This window comes from Flavobacterium sp. YO12 (assembly GCF_004119495.1).
In the GTDB taxonomy this organism is placed as follows: Bacteria; Bacteroidota; Bacteroidia; order Flavobacteriales; family Flavobacteriaceae; genus Flavobacterium.
Window position 1 is genome coordinate 52,974 of the sequence record NZ_NRQU01000003.1, and the last position, 12,951, is coordinate 65,924.

Consider the following 12,951-nt stretch of genomic DNA (forward strand, 5'->3'; position numbering starts at 1 on the left):
TTATCTATCAATTAGAAATCTAAATTTGTAAATCGCACTTCTAAACTGCGTATCAAATTATTTGTTCTTTCTAAACTAACAAGATTTATCGCAATCTGTTTTTTCTCGTTTGAATTTGTGACTATGTAAAGCATTGAATTATTAATTTTATAGCCTTTTATCTCACCGTATGCAAGTTTTCGGGTACTAAATATGTTTCTTGAAATAATAGAATCATTTGTAAAAATGACTCTTCTGACAAAGACATTAATTAATAAAATTAGGGCTAAGGCAATAATCACAATTGCTAACAACACCACTAGAGCATTTAAATAAATGGAAGAACAACAGAAACTGTACAATTCCAAAATACGGGAATCTGGCGGTAATGTAACAAAAGGAACTAGCAATAAGCTGCCAAAAATCAATATTAATACTATTGAAAAAAAGAAAATAAAAGCTTTCAATCGACCTGATACTCTATATACATTCATCTGCAATTATCTTTAATCTGAAAATCACTGCTAAAATAAAGTATTTTTCTTACGAATTAGAAAAAGACACTAACTTTAACTATATTAAATAATTCCCTTCTCAATCATCTCCAGCATTACTGGTGAAGCATTTTTAAATGTCGGCTGTTGTTCGATAATACTTCCAGCATTCTTTTTGTTTACTTTAAAAGTAACGTCATTGTCTGTTGTAAATAATAAAGCGGTTAAAAACGGATTTTTAATATAGGTGCCTAACACTAATAAGGCTTCGTCTAAAGTATGAATACTTTCAACTTCTTCTGTTTTATAACGTGTGGTTAATGAAATCGAAAAAGTATTATCTTCATTTAAAACCAAACGAAAGTAGATGTTTTTAATCTCTGTATCTCCCATTGTTTTGGCCAAAGTAAGTTTCGCAAAAGTTCCATTTTGAATACTTTCTCTAACACGTTCGCAAAAAAGAGCAAATATTGGTTCGTACATTTTTTTTAAGGTTCTAAGGTTGTAAGAGACTAAGGTTCTAAGTTTTTAAAACCTTTGTCTGTTATTATTTAACCGCAAAGTTCGCAATTTTGATAACTATCTGGATTATGAGCTTTGCGGTTAAGAAAAATTATTTTCCTGTAAATTCGGCTTTACGCTTTTCTAAAAACGCTGTTGTACCTTCTTTAAAATCTTGGGTTCCAAAACATTTTCCAAACGATTTTATTTCAGTATCAAACCCATTCTTTCCATCGGTAAAGTTTGCATTGATTGCTTTAATCGCTTTACTTATTGCAAATGGAGCATTTTTAATTATTTTTTGCGCGATACCGTTTGTAAACGATAAAAGTTCTTCTTGAGACACAACATGATTTACCAAACCGTATTGTTTTGCTTCTTCAGCAGAAATCATTGCTGCGGTCATAATCATTTCCATTGCGCGTCCTTTTCCAACTAATTGAGGCAAACGCTGTGTTCCGCCATAACCTGGAATTAATCCTAAAGTAACCTCTGGCAATCCCATTTTAGCATTATCTGATGCTACTCTAAAATGACATGCCATTGCTAATTCTAATCCGCCTCCTAATGCAAAACCATTTACAGCTGCAATAACCGGTTTTTTAAGGTTTTCGATAAAATCAAATAGTGATTCCTGACCTTCAGCTGCTAATTGTGCACCTTCTATAATAGTGTAGTTTGCAAATTCTGAAATATCGGCTCCAGCCACAAACGCTTTTTCTCCGCTTCCTGTTAAAATAATAACACGAACATCGTCGTTTTTTCCCAATAATTTAATCGCTTTACTAAGATCACTAATTGTTGCTTTGTTTAAAGCATTCAGTTTTGCAGGTCTGTTAATCGTAACAGTCGCGATTTTTTCCTCAATCGAAATTAAAAGATTTTCGTAGTTCATGACCTTGAATTTATGAGTTTGTTATTGGTAAAGAAACTCTAAAAGTGGTTCCCTTCCCGTATGTTGATTCAAAGGTAATTGTTCCTTTGTAATTTTCGATAATGTTTTTTATAATTCCTAATCCAAGACCCATTCCGCTGGTTTTAGTGGTGAATTTTGGCTCAAATATTCGGCTTATATCTTGTTTTTGAATTCCAATTCCGTTGTCCTTTACGGCGATTTCAACATTATTGTTTCGTCTTTTCACCTTGACAACAATCGATTTATGAATCTGACTTTCTGGAATTGCTTGTGTTGCATTTTTAACCAAATTGGTAATTACACGTATTAATTGCGTACGATCCATCTTTGAAATGATCTCTTCCTCATCACTTTCAAAAGAAATATAATCTTCATTAAAAATATCCAATGCCAATTCTACAACCTCAACTACATTTAATGTCTCATTTTGCTGTGCCGGCATCGAGGCGAAATTCGAGAATGCCGAAGCAACGGCTGTCATGGTATCGATTTGCTGAATTAAAGTTTCGGAATAATCGTTCATCTTCTGCTTTACATCAGGATCGTTTGGATCGAATTTTCGTTGAAAACTCTGAACAGTTAAACGCATTGGGGTAAGCGGATTTTTTATTTCATGCGCCACTTGTTTCGCCATTTCGCGCCAAGCTTCTTCACGCTCGCTTTGAGCCAATTTTATGGCACTGGTTTCAAGTTTATCCACCATTCCATTGTATGCCTTGATCAAGAAGTTTACCTCCTTACTGGTGGCTTCTATTACGATTTTCTCGTTTTTCTGATCTAAATTGGTTTCTTCTAATTTATCAGAAATTGTTTTTAATGATTTTGTAATATAAGTCGAAAGAAAATACGCCAACGCAAAAGCAACAAGCAACATAAAAGAATATACTTGACTTAAACGGATTAAAAACGTATTCAGCTCATTATCATAATAACCGTCGTCTTCTAAATAGGGAAGATTTAAAATCCCTAGAGGTTTGAATTTTTCGTCTTTAATTAAACTGTACGACGATCTATTTTTAACGCCGTCGATGGTTTTAATATCCACAAAACGTTTTTCGATTGATGAACGAACTAATTTCAGAATATATTCAGGAATTGGCGGTGATATTTTATCGACTGCAAAGGATTCTTTTGAAGATTTTAGCAGCTTTCCGTCGAGGCTGTAAATATTGATTTCAATTTTATGAATCTGAGCAAGTTCATGAATTTTATCTTTGAAAATTAAATCTAGATTTTGGGTTTTCAAAGGATAAGTGGTTGTAGAAAGCACATAATTAATATGCTCTTTTACGGCATTTTCTTTACGTTCGAGCCGCTCTTGATGGTATTCTTTTGCTTCGGTTTTGAATTGGATAATCGAAATCGAAGCCAATAAAAAAGATGCTACAACAATCAATACAATCATCGACAGGAAAATCCTGGTACGAAGTGAAAGCATTGACATTTTGAAGTTGAGCATGATTTTAGTATTCAGTGTTCAGATTGTTAGTGTTCAGTTATTTTGCAAACGTGTAAATTCGTTTTAAAGTTATAATATATAAAAATTTAAAAGACAATGATTGTAAACTGATCACTAAAAAACTGACCACTGCCAACTATTTCCTTTCTCTAATTCTTTTATAAAACCTAAATCCAAGCATAATTAAAACTGAGAATAAAATAATTCCTATTACTCCAAAAATCCAGTTGATGGCACTTTTTAAAACTACTAAAAAAACAACCGCAAATAGTATAATTGTTGCGCCTTCATTCCATAAACGCATAAAATTATTGGAATATTTTACTTCGTCATTTTGCAGCTGTTTAAAAATCTGATGGCATTTTCCATGATATAAATATAACAGAAAAACGAAGCATAATTTTACGTGCATCCACGGCATTTTGATCCAAACGCTTCCGGCATCTGTAAAAAACAGCATCCAAAAAGCAAAAATACTCGCCAAAACTGCCGAGGGCCACGTAATAATGTACCACAAACGGTAAGCCATTATTTTGTATTGTGCCTGCAGAATTTCTTTTTCTGGAGATGGTTTTTCATTGGCTTCAATTTGGTAAACAAACAAACGCACAATATAAAACAAACCAGCAAACCAAGTGATTACAAATATAAGATGCAATGATTTTAGATAATTGTAATATTCCATAAAGTCTTTTCTTTACTCTTGCTTCTATTCTCTATTTAGCCCAATCGTTTATCCAATTCCCAACAGTCTCACACCATTCGTCATCATCATTCAAGCAAGGAATTGCCAAAAACTCTTCTCCTCCGTTTGCTTCAAAATCTTCTTTGGCGCGCATTGCGATTTCTTCCAAAGTTTCTAAACAATCCGAAACGAAAGCTGGTGTTACAACTGCCAATTTCTTGATTCCTTTTGCCGGCATGTTATCAATTTCAACATCCGTGTAAGGTTCTAACCATTTGTCTCCAGCTAAACGCGATTGAAATGTCAAACTATATTTATCCTCAGGAAGTCCTAATAGCTTAATAACTTGTCTTGTCGTTTCATAACATTGGTGACGGTAACAAAAATCGTGTGCAGGAGATGGCGTATTACAACAAGAACCATCAATTTTACAATGTGATTTGGTTACATCTGTTTTGCGAATGTGACGCTCTGGGATTCCGTGGTATGAGAACAATAGATGATCATAATCAAACCCAACTAAATGCTTCTGAATCGAATCAGCCAAATTCTTGATATAATCTGGTTTGTTGTAAAATGCCGGAACATCAGTAAATGTTATATGTGGAAATTTCTTCTTGCGAATTTCTTCCGCTTTAACCAAAATTGTCAAAGTTGAAGCCATTGCATATTGAGGATAAAGCGGAAAAAGTAAAACTTCTGTAACACCTTTATCACTCAATTCCTGAAGACCTTTTTCGATTGTCATGCTTCCGTAACGCATTGCTAAAGAAACCGGAACATTTACCAAAGGCTGTACTTTTTTCTGCATTCTTTCAGAAAGAACGACTAAAGGAGAACCTTCTTCCCACCAAATTTTTGCATAAGCATGTGCTGATTCTTCTGGTCTTTTTCTTAAAATAATACCGCGAACTAATAATGCTCTCAACAAATACGGAACGTCAATCACGTATTTATCCATTAAAAATTCATCTAAATAAGGTTTTACATCTTTTGTTGTTGGACTGTCTGGAGACCCTAGATTTACTAATAATACGCCTTTCATTATTTTTTACTTTAGGCTTTAAGCATTAGGCTTTAAGCTTTTTATTTGTTTTTAAAATTTCGTCAAAAGTAGAACTTGCTGCTTTTTAGAAATATGATATTTATTACTTTTTAATTATTGTGGAATACCCAAAATCAATATTGCAGCAATTTTTCACGCAGATTTCGCAGATCTTGCAGATTTTTAATTTGTGAAATTAGCGGCAAAAAATCTAAACATTCGCATTAATTGACATTAAATACTTTTTTGGAGTTGTCGCAAATTTTTTCTTGAACGCCGCTATAAAATGACTTCCAGTGCTGTATCCAATTTTAAGCCCAACTTCGTTTACGTTATAAGATCCGCTGTCAAGAAGCTTTCGAGCGAAATCCATTTTATAATCAAATAGAAAGCCATAAACGGTGTCACCGTAAATTTGTTTGAAACCCATTTTGAGCTTCTTCAAATTCAAACCAATTTCATCTGCTAATTCTTGTAATCCCGGCGGTTCAGCCATATTAGCAATGATAATTTCTTTGGCTCTGCGAATTTTAAGCACGTTATCTTCATCTATCAAAAACGGACATTGTTCTGCGTTTGGGTCTTCTGTTCGATTGAAATATAAACTCAATAATTCGTATCCTTTTCCTTTATAATAAAGGTTTTTTATAGATGGATGAAGATTATAATGAAACAACTGACTTAAAACAATTGCCATTGACGGACTGATATTTCCTTCGTTATAATACTTTTTATCCTTATTATCAGGACTTAAAAAAGTAATGTAATCAGCTTCGGCAGAAAATAATGCGTGAAATTTTTTAATAGAGACAATTACAGAAATCACCCAAGAGTTTGGAGCTAATTCTAAATTCAGCGGTAATTCTTTTTGCGGATTGTACAAAAGCAGCGATTTTTCTTCTTTCAATTCTAAAGCATAATTACCTTGATTGAACAAAAATTTGGCGTTGCCTTTTATTCCGAAGTGAAACTGTATCAGCCCACTACCTACTTCATGCTGCCCAAAAAAGGGTTCTGAACTATCGTTTTGAAAACGGATCAGCGTAAAGTCGTCTTCAATTTTTATAATTTCTTGAGAACTCATAGCGATGTTTTTTAGAAAAGAAAATCAAAGCAAATCCAGAATGTTATTTAGAACGACTCTAAACAAATCATTTCAAACGACTTGATTTTGCTACAAAAGTACTTCTTTTTGCATAAAAACAGTCGTTTACAATCAAAAAAACACATAGCGATACAAAAAGTACTTTAAGCGTTACTTTTATAAACACTATAGTAATAATTTTGTTGCACTTTTATGAAAGTGAATTTATGGAAAACAATAACGTACCGAAACACCTTTATTTTTACTCAGTTGGTCTGAGTTATAAAAAAGCTGATGCTGAGGTCAGAGGTCAATTTAGTTTGGATGCTGTTGCAAAAACTCGTTTGCTGGAACAAGCTAAAAATGATGGAATAGAAAGTTTAATTGTTACTTCAACCTGCAACAGAACCGAAATCTATGGTTTTGCAGAACATCCTTTTCAATTAATCAAACTTATTTGCGACAACAGCAACGGTTCTGTTGATGCTTTTCAAAAAGTTGGTTTTGTTTACAAAAACCAAGAAGCAATTAATCATATGTTTCGCGTAGGAACCGGTTTAGATAGTCAGATTCTAGGCGATTTTGAAATTATATCTCAAATTAAAACCAGTTTTGCCCATTCAAAATCAATGGGATTAGCCAATGCTTTTTTAGAAAGATTGGTTAATGCAGTTATTCAGGCCAGTAAAAGAATCAAAAACGAAACAGAAATAAGTTCTGGTGCAACTTCGGTTTCTTTTGCTTCGGTACAATACATTCTTAAAAATGTAGAAGACATCAGCAATAAAAATATTTTGCTTTTTGGAACTGGAAAAATTGGTAGAAATACTTGCGAGAATTTAGTAAAACATACTAAAAACGAACACATTACTTTAATTAACCGAACTAAAGACAAAGCTGAAAAATTAGCTGGAAAACTTAATTTGATTGTTAAAGATTATTCTGAACTTCATTTAGAACTTCAAAAAGCAGATGTTGTGGTTGTTGCAACAGGCGCTCAAAACCCAACGGTTGATAAAGCAATTTTAAATCTTAAAAAACCGTTATTGATTCTGGATTTGTCTATTCCGAAAAACGTGAATGAAAACGTAGAGGAATTAGACGGTGTAACCTTGATTCACATGGATTATTTGTCGCAATTGACAGATGAAACTTTAGAAAATAGAAAATTACACATTCCGGCTGCGGAAGCGATCATTGAAGAAATCAAAGAAGAATTTGTAATTTGGATGAAAGGCCGCAAATTTGCTCCAACAATTAACGCCTTAAAAGAGAAATTAAACGCAATAAAAGCTTCGGAATTAGATTTTCAAAGTAAAAAAATTGCTGATTTTAATGAAGAACAAGCTGAAATCATCAGTAATAGAATCATCCAAAAAATCACTACTCATTTTGCCAATCATTTAAAAGACGACGATACCATGGTCGATGAAAGCATCGAATGGATCGAAAAAGTCTTCAAAATAAAAGCATCTTAAATAAAATTTAAACCATATAAGTTATATAAGTTCATTTAAAAACTGTGTTTTACCCAAACTGCTTAAATTTACTTATATAACTTATATGGTTCAAAAAATAAAACATGGCTGAAAAAACAATCAGAATTGGAACACGAGACAGCGAATTGGCTCTTTGGCAGGCACATACTGTCGAGAAAAAACTAAATGATTTAGGTTATAAAACCTCAATTGTTGCTGTAAAATCTCAAGGTGATATTATTCTGGACAAACCTCTTTACGAATTAGGGATTACAGGAATTTTTACAAAAACGCTGGATATTGCCATGATTAATGGTGATATAGATATTGCGGTTCATTCTATGAAAGATGTTCCAACGGCTTTACCAAAAGGAATTGTTCAGGCAGCTGTTCTCGAAAGAGCCAATGTTTTAGATATTTTAGTCCATAAAGGAAATCCTGATTTTGCTAATCCAAGTACAATTGCAACCGGCAGTTTACGTCGTCAGGCACAATGGTTCAATAAATATCCAAATCATACTGTAGTTGATTTACGCGGAAATGTAAATACGCGTATGCAAAAACTACAGGACAATGATTGGGATGGAGCTGTTTTTGCTGCTGCAGGTTTAGAACGAATTAACTTAAAACCTGAAAATTTCATCAATTTAGACTGGATGATTCCTGCGCCGGCACAAGGAGCAATGCTTGTTGTGGCAATGGAAAACGATAATTATACTTTAGATGCGCTATCGCAGCTAAATCATATCGAAACTGAAATTTGCACGTATATCGAACGTCAATTTTTGAGAACACTTGAAGGCGGATGTACGGCACCAATTGGAGCTTTGGTAAACTATAACGAAGACGAGGATACACTTCATTTTCAAGGTGTGTTGCTTTCTATTGACGGAAAACAGAAATTAGAAATCAACAAAACGGTTGATATTTCAGAATGGAAAAAATTAGGTTTTCATTCCGCTCAGGAGATTTTAAACAATGGCGGAGTAGAATTAATGCAGAAGATTAAAGAATCCCTGAAAAAATAATGGCAAAATCAATTCAGATATTATCCACAAAAATATTATCTCCTGTTCAAAAACAAGAGTTGACAAAAGCTGGCATAGAAGTAATCGAAGCTGATTTTATCAAAACCCAAAACAAACCTTTTGAACTTAAAAACCTCAACGAAAGTTTGATTTTTACCAGTCAAAATGCAGTTCGAAGTGTTTTATCGAATCCAAAATCAGAAGATCTTAAAAGTAAAAACGTGTATTGCGTTGGCTTAAAAACAAAGATCCTTTTATCTGAAAACGGGTTCAATGTTGTAGCCTATACAGGTTATGCCGCTGATTTAGCAGAAATTATCACTCTAATTTACCGCAATGAAAGTTATACTTTCTTCAGTGGAAATCTTAGACGAGATACTTTACCAACGGCTTTAAAAGAAGCTGAAATAAAACTGAACGAAATTCAGGTTTACGAAACTTCATTACAGCCTCAAAAAATAAAAACTGCCGTTGATGCAATTTTATTTTACAGTCCGTCTGGAGTTGAAAGTTATTTAAAAGAAAATACGATCAAGAAAGAAATCTGTTTTTGCATTGGAGAAACTACTGCAGAAGCTTTACATAAAATTACCAAAAACATCATTATTGCAGATCAGCCCACAGTTGAAGATGTAATTGAAGATGTAATTAACGAATACAAGTAGCAATAGGCTTTAGGCTGTAAGCCGTAAGCTAAAAAATAAAAATAAATATCGCTTAAAGCCTAAAGCTTAAAGCCTAAAGCAAGAAAAAAATGTTAAAAAACGACCTATTTTTAAGAGCATTAAAAGGAGAAACAGTGCAACGTCCGCCAGTATGGATGATGCGTCAGGCAGGAAGATATTTGCCAGAATTTAGAGAACTTCGTGATAAATATGATTTTTTTACGCGTTGTGAAACTCCAGAATTAGCTGCTGAAATTACAGTTCAGCCAATTCGCAGAATTGCTCCGGATGCTGCTATTTTATTTTCGGATATTTTGGTAGTACCTCGCGCAATGGGAATTCATGTAGAATTGAAAGACAATTTAGGGCCGATTATTCCAAATCCAATTCGTTCTTTGGCCGATGTTCACAAAGTTTATGTTCCAGATGTAAATGAAACTTTAGGTTACGTTTTTGATGCTGTGAAATTGACCAAAGAAATGTTGAACGACGAAGTACCATTAATTGGTTTCGCAGGTTCTCCTTGGACAATTTTCTGTTATGCTGTTGAAGGAAAAGGTTCTAAAAGTTTTGATATTGCAAAAGGATTCTGCTTTTCAAATCCAGCTGCAGCACATACTTTATTACAAAAAATCACAGATACGACTATTTTATACTTAAAAGAAAAAGTAAAATCGGGTGTAAATGCGGTTCAGATTTTTGATTCTTGGGGAGGAATGCTTTCTCCTGTTGATTATCAAGAGTTTTCATGGAAATACATCAACCAGATTGTTGATGCTTTAGCTGATATTACTCCCGTTATTGTTTTTGGAAAAGGTTGTTGGTTTGCTCTTGGCGAAATGGGAAAAAGTAAAGCTTCTGCATTAGGAGTTGACTGGACTTGTTCGGCTAGAAATGCTCGTTATTTGTCAGGTGGAAACATTACATTACAAGGAAATTTTGATCCGTCAAGATTACTTTCTCCAATTCCGACTATCAAGAAAATGGTTCACGAAATGATCGACGAGTTCGGAAAAGATAAATATATTGTAAATTTAGGTCACGGAATTTTACCACATATCCCTGTAGATCACGCAAAAGCGTTTATTGACGCGGTTAAGGAATACGGGCAATAATCGTTGATAGTTTTTGGTTGATGGTTGTTGAAAATGTAACGATCAACCAAAAACTATCAACCATCAACTTAAAGAAACATGCTGAACAAAGGACTTAGAGACGAAGAATCTATTAGAATAGAAAATACTCTGCGAACTTTGCATGCCTTAATTTTTGTTCCAAAATTTTGGAATGCTGAAGACACAAGTCTTATTGATGAACAATTAAAAAGTTTTGGCTTAAGCCTGCAGAGAACAATTGAAATTCCAGAAGAGGAATTAATTACTCTATTGCAACAATGTCATTTAGACTGGAATCAGCAAGAACAATTTGCCGATATTTTGATGGGACTTTCTGCAGAGAAACAATTTGATTTTCTAGAAAAAGCTCTTGCCATTTACCAATATATCCAACAAGAAAGCAAAGTTTTTTCTTTTGGGATTAACGCTAAAATTGCTTCGGCCAAAAACAAATAGAGATGAGTTTTACAGACTGGAAAACAGAGCGAATTGAAAGCATTCTTCCCGAAGATTTTTACACGCTTATTGAAAAGAATGCAAAACACATCGAAAAAACTTTTCCAGTAACTTTATCTCATTGCTTAGATTTAGAAAAAACTAAAAATTTCATTGCTTATAATCAAGATAAAGAGAACCATAAAGAAGGATACTATTTTTATCCCAGAGATATAAAAACCAATGCCTTAATTGGTTATTTATGTATCAAAAGCATTGATAATCGTATTTCTAAATGTGAATTGGGTTATTTTGTTGATGAAGATTATCAAGGAAAAGGAATTACCTCAAAACTGGTTTCAGAAACATTAGATTTTTGTTTCAATACTTTAAAAATGAATAAGGTTTTTATCTGTACTTCAAAAATCAATAAAGCAAGTCAGCAAATTGCATTAAAACACCATTTTAAAAAAGAAGGAATATTAAGAGACGAATTTAAAGGCGGCGACGGAACATTTGAAGATGTCGTTTATTTTGGATTACTCAAATCAGAATATAAGCAACATGAAAGATAAAGTCAGATGAGTTCTTTTGAAAAAATCTTAACATCCATTCTTGATTTTAACTTAAAAAAATTGAGTCCAATATATCAAGGTTTTCTTGTGGCGTGTTTTTTTGCAATATTTATTAGCACATGCTCGTATTTTTCAAACGAAGCCAAAATGAGTAAAGATGCATATAGACAGATATTTCAAAAAAAAATTTCTGGATTAATTGTAAAGAAGTTTTTAGATAAACATAACCATATGTCTCACACATTTACACTAAATGACTCAAGTCATGTATATGGTTATTCTATTATTTGGGAAAAAGCTGAAATAGGAGATTCATTATTCAAAAAAGCAAATTCAAGGTTTGTAAAGATTTTAAAAAAAGATACAACAATAGTAATTGATATGAATCTTGCATTCAAATATCATGATACTTTCCCAGAAAAATAAAAACATGAAAGATAAATTTTACGCATACATACAACAATTACAAGACCAAATCTGCGCTGGATTAGAGACTGTTGACGGAACAACAAAATTCAAAGAAGATTTGTGGAAACGTCCTGAAGGCGGCGGCGGAAGAACACGTGTTATTGAAAACGGAAATGTTTTTGAAAAAGGCGGGGTAAACATTTCAGCCGTTCACGGAAAACTTCCTGAAACAATGCAAAAAATGTTCGGTGTTGGCGAAGCTGATTTCTTTGCTTGCGGATTGAGTTTGGTTTTGCATCCAAAAAACCCAATGGTTCCTACGGTTCATGCGAATTGGCGCTACTTTGAAATGTACGATGAATCTGGAAAAGTGATCGAACAATGGTTTGGCGGCGGACAGGATTTAACGCCTTATTATTTATTTGAGGAAGATGCAAAACACTTTCACCAAACTTGCAAAACGGCTTGCGATAAGCATAATCCAGAATTTTATCCAAAATATAAAAAGCAATGTGATTCGTATTTTTGGAATGCGCACAGAAATGAAGCCCGCGGAATTGGCGGTTTATTCTTTGATTATTGCAAAGCAAATGAGCAAATGTCGATGGAAAACTGGTACAATTTTGTAACCGAAGTTGGTAATAGTTTCCTTGAAGCATATGTTCCGATTGTGGAAAGAAGAAAAAATTTAGAATATAACCCAGAAAACAGAACATGGCAGGAAATTCGCCGCGGCCGCTATGTTGAGTTTAATCTCGTTCATGACAAAGGAACTTTATTCGGTTTAAAAACCAATGGAAGAATTGAGAGTATTTTGATGAGTTTACCTCCGCATGTTCAATGGGTTTACGATCATCATCCAGAAGCGGGAAGTGATGAGGAAAAATTGGTTAATGTGTTAGAAAATCCGCGTGAGTGGATTTGATTTTTATTGAGAATTTATAATCCGATTATTCTATGTCGCTCCGCTGGAGCTTTTGACAAGTATCGTGTAATTTTGCTATAAATATAATGCTCCTCTGGAGCATTTTTTTATATACGAATAGTTCCTGTAAAATTTTAGACTATTCCTAAAAAGAAGCTT

15 protein-coding genes are annotated in these 12,951 nt (G+C 33.5%); 8 read left to right on the forward strand and 7 right to left on the reverse strand.

Annotated elements, in window-relative coordinates:
* Positions 1–11 precede the first annotated feature (11 nt).
* The 7 genes from BOW55_RS01580 to BOW55_RS01610 all read right to left on the reverse strand — a co-directional run bounded on the left by BOW55_RS01580 (position 12) and on the right by BOW55_RS01610 (position 6,163).
* Complete coding sequence (locus tag BOW55_RS01580) at positions 12–473, reverse strand: hypothetical protein (RefSeq protein ID WP_129022681.1); 462 nt, start codon at positions 471–473, stop codon at positions 12–14.
* Between the two features lie 84 nt (positions 474–557).
* Complete coding sequence (locus BOW55_RS01585; RefSeq protein ID WP_129022682.1) at positions 558–956, reverse strand: hypothetical protein; 399 nt, start codon at positions 954–956, stop codon at positions 558–560.
* 130 nt (positions 957–1,086) lie between these two features.
* Positions 1,087–1,869 (reverse strand): enoyl-CoA hydratase/isomerase family protein, encoded by a 783-nt coding sequence (locus BOW55_RS01590; RefSeq protein WP_129022683.1) that lies wholly within the window; start codon positions 1,867–1,869, stop codon positions 1,087–1,089.
* Between the two features lie 10 nt (positions 1,870–1,879).
* The gene (locus tag BOW55_RS01595; protein WP_089053456.1) at positions 1,880–3,295 is read right to left on the reverse strand and encodes a PAS domain-containing sensor histidine kinase; all 1,416 of its coding nucleotides are present in this window, start codon (positions 3,293–3,295) and stop codon (positions 1,880–1,882) included.
* 190 nt (positions 3,296–3,485) lie between these two features.
* Positions 3,486–4,034 carry a CopD family protein gene (locus BOW55_RS01600; protein ID WP_129022684.1) on the reverse strand — a complete coding sequence of 183 codons (549 nt, stop codon included), beginning with the start codon at positions 4,032–4,034 and terminating at the stop codon, positions 3,486–3,488.
* A gap of 31 nt (positions 4,035–4,065) precedes the next feature.
* Positions 4,066–5,079 (reverse strand): ferrochelatase, encoded by a 1,014-nt coding sequence (gene hemH / locus BOW55_RS01605; RefSeq protein ID WP_089053458.1) that lies wholly within the window; start codon positions 5,077–5,079, stop codon positions 4,066–4,068.
* A 211-nt stretch (positions 5,080–5,290) separates the two neighbouring features.
* Positions 5,291–6,163, reverse strand: a complete 873-nt coding sequence (locus BOW55_RS01610) for an AraC family transcriptional regulator (protein WP_089053460.1) — start codon at positions 6,161–6,163, stop codon at positions 5,291–5,293.
* A 227-nt stretch (positions 6,164–6,390) separates the two neighbouring features.
* Here BOW55_RS01610 and hemA point away from each other — a divergent pair, with 227 nt between their 5' ends.
* The 8 genes from hemA to hemF all read left to right on the forward strand — a co-directional run bounded on the left by hemA (position 6,391) and on the right by hemF (position 12,792).
* Complete coding sequence (gene hemA / locus BOW55_RS01615; protein ID WP_089053461.1) at positions 6,391–7,641, forward strand: glutamyl-tRNA reductase; 1,251 nt, start codon at positions 6,391–6,393, stop codon at positions 7,639–7,641.
* A gap of 104 nt (positions 7,642–7,745) precedes the next feature.
* On the forward strand, positions 7,746–8,669 hold the full coding sequence (gene hemC, locus BOW55_RS01620; protein ID WP_129022685.1) for a hydroxymethylbilane synthase: 924 nt from the start codon (positions 7,746–7,748) through the stop codon (positions 8,667–8,669).
* Positions 8,669–9,334, forward strand: coding sequence for a uroporphyrinogen-III synthase (locus tag BOW55_RS01625; protein ID WP_129022686.1), 666 nt, complete (start codon positions 8,669–8,671; stop codon positions 9,332–9,334). Before hemC ends, BOW55_RS01625 begins: the two co-directional genes overlap by 1 nt.
* A gap of 89 nt (positions 9,335–9,423) precedes the next feature.
* Positions 9,424–10,449, forward strand: a complete 1,026-nt coding sequence (gene hemE, locus BOW55_RS01630; protein WP_129022687.1) for a uroporphyrinogen decarboxylase — start codon at positions 9,424–9,426, stop codon at positions 10,447–10,449.
* A gap of 78 nt (positions 10,450–10,527) precedes the next feature.
* Positions 10,528–10,905 carry a hypothetical protein gene (locus BOW55_RS01635; RefSeq protein ID WP_129022688.1) on the forward strand — a complete coding sequence of 126 codons (378 nt, stop codon included), beginning with the start codon at positions 10,528–10,530 and terminating at the stop codon, positions 10,903–10,905.
* A gap of 2 nt (positions 10,906–10,907) precedes the next feature.
* Positions 10,908–11,459: a GNAT family N-acetyltransferase gene (locus tag BOW55_RS01640; protein ID WP_129022689.1), complete on the forward strand. Its 552-nt coding sequence runs from the start codon at positions 10,908–10,910 to the stop codon at positions 11,457–11,459.
* 147 nt (positions 11,460–11,606) lie between these two features.
* On the forward strand, positions 11,607–11,885 hold the full coding sequence (locus tag BOW55_RS01645; RefSeq protein ID WP_129022690.1) for a hypothetical protein: 279 nt from the start codon (positions 11,607–11,609) through the stop codon (positions 11,883–11,885).
* 4 nt (positions 11,886–11,889) lie between these two features.
* Complete coding sequence (hemF, locus tag BOW55_RS01650) at positions 11,890–12,792, forward strand: oxygen-dependent coproporphyrinogen oxidase (protein ID WP_129022691.1); 903 nt, start codon at positions 11,890–11,892, stop codon at positions 12,790–12,792.
* The last annotated feature ends 159 nt before the right edge of the window (positions 12,793–12,951 follow it).

What these genes read in the sequence shown, in the direction of transcription:
- BOW55_RS01580 (WP_129022681.1), bottom strand. Translation starts at nt 473, where the DNA reads ATGAATGTATATAGAGTATCAGGTCGATTGAAAGCTTTTATTTTCTTT.
- BOW55_RS01585 (WP_129022682.1), bottom strand. Translation starts at nt 956, where the DNA reads ATGTACGAACCAATATTTGCTCTTTTTTGCGAACGTGTTAGAGAAAGT.
- BOW55_RS01590 (WP_129022683.1), bottom strand. Translation starts at nt 1,869, where the DNA reads ATGAACTACGAAAATCTTTTAATTTCGATTGAGGAAAAAATCGCGACT.
- BOW55_RS01595 (WP_089053456.1), bottom strand. Translation starts at nt 3,295, where the DNA reads ATGATTGTATTGATTGTTGTAGCATCTTTTTTATTGGCTTCGATTTCG.
- BOW55_RS01600 (WP_129022684.1), bottom strand. Translation starts at nt 4,034, where the DNA reads ATGGAATATTACAATTATCTAAAATCATTGCATCTTATATTTGTAATC.
- hemH (WP_089053458.1), bottom strand. Translation starts at nt 5,079, where the DNA reads ATGAAAGGCGTATTATTAGTAAATCTAGGGTCTCCAGACAGTCCAACA.
- BOW55_RS01610 (WP_089053460.1), bottom strand. Translation starts at nt 6,163, where the DNA reads ATGAGTTCTCAAGAAATTATAAAAATTGAAGACGACTTTACGCTGATC.
- hemA (WP_089053461.1), top strand. Translation starts at nt 6,391, where the DNA reads ATGGAAAACAATAACGTACCGAAACACCTTTATTTTTACTCAGTTGGT.
- hemC (WP_129022685.1), top strand. Translation starts at nt 7,746, where the DNA reads ATGGCTGAAAAAACAATCAGAATTGGAACACGAGACAGCGAATTGGCT.
- BOW55_RS01625 (WP_129022686.1), top strand. Translation starts at nt 8,669, where the DNA reads ATGGCAAAATCAATTCAGATATTATCCACAAAAATATTATCTCCTGTT.
- hemE (WP_129022687.1), top strand. Translation starts at nt 9,424, where the DNA reads ATGTTAAAAAACGACCTATTTTTAAGAGCATTAAAAGGAGAAACAGTG.
- BOW55_RS01635 (WP_129022688.1), top strand. Translation starts at nt 10,528, where the DNA reads ATGCTGAACAAAGGACTTAGAGACGAAGAATCTATTAGAATAGAAAAT.
- BOW55_RS01640 (WP_129022689.1), top strand. Translation starts at nt 10,908, where the DNA reads ATGAGTTTTACAGACTGGAAAACAGAGCGAATTGAAAGCATTCTTCCC.
- BOW55_RS01645 (WP_129022690.1), top strand. Translation starts at nt 11,607, where the DNA reads ATGAGTAAAGATGCATATAGACAGATATTTCAAAAAAAAATTTCTGGA.
- hemF (WP_129022691.1), top strand. Translation starts at nt 11,890, where the DNA reads ATGAAAGATAAATTTTACGCATACATACAACAATTACAAGACCAAATC.